The sequence below is a fragment of the Treponema endosymbiont of Eucomonympha sp. genome, assembly GCF_001028545.1.
The window spans coordinates 1-914 of sequence record NZ_BBPW01000240.1; the positions used below are offsets into that span (position 1 = coordinate 1).

The 914-nt window shown below is 61.3% G+C and carries 1 protein-coding gene; it reads left to right on the top strand.

All coding sequences use genetic code 11. The features are described 5' to 3' along the window. Window positions 1-159: 159 nt before the first annotated feature. The coding region (locus AWU74_RS06240; RefSeq protein WP_162504936.1) for a sigma-54-dependent transcriptional regulator at window positions 160-914 on the top strand (755 nt) is incomplete at its 3' end.

A 914-nucleotide genomic window follows, 5' to 3' on the forward strand; every position in this document is an offset into this window, starting at 1 on the left:
GCGGATTATATAAGAGCAATTATACGCGCGGGACACACTGCTTTGTCCGTTGCCCCGCAACAAGCAGTGCGGCGGCATACAAAGCCATAACGGAATTCACGGGTGCGGCATTTGGGAGCCGACAAGTTTCAAGCGGCGCAGAGCAGACAGGGATAAAACGTGCAGTTTACGATTCTGATCATCGACGACGAAAAGAATATCCGCGAAGGGTTGGGTGCGGCGCTGGAGCTTGACGGCTACACGGTGAAATTGGCGGAAAACGGGCGGGCGGGGCTGGCGCTTATCGAAAAAGGCGACGTTGATCTGGTGATTACCGACCTGCGTATGCCGGAGGCTTCGGGCGAAGAGGTGCTGGCGAAGGTGTCGGCGGAAAGCCCCGGCATTCCGGTCATCGTGCTTACAGGGCACGGCAGCATAGACAGCGCGGTTGACGCAATGCGCAACGGCGCCTACGACTTCCTGACGAAGCCGCTCAGTCTCGAAAGGCTCGCGCTGATAGTGAAGCGCGCGCTTCAGGGGCGCGAGCTTGTGCTGCAGCACCGGCAGCTTCAGGAAGAACTGCGGGAGCGGAAATCGTTCGAGTCGATTGTCGGCAGGAACGCGGAAATGCAGAAAATCTTTCAGATTGTGCGCCGCGCCGCGGACTCGAAGGCGTCGCTCCTGATTACGGGGGAGAGCGGCGTGGGGAAAGAACTGGTCGCCGACGCGCTCCACAACCTTTCGCCGCGCCGCGACAAGCCGCTCATAAAGGTGCACTGCGCCGCGCTTTCGGAGAGCCTGCTCGAAAGCGAACTGTTCGGGCACGAGAAGGGCGCGTTCACCGGCGCGGCGGCGCGGAAGCGGGGGCGCTTCGAGCTTGCTAACGGGGGCACGCCCTGTTCGGACGAAAGCGGCGAAACGAACCAGGACGGGAC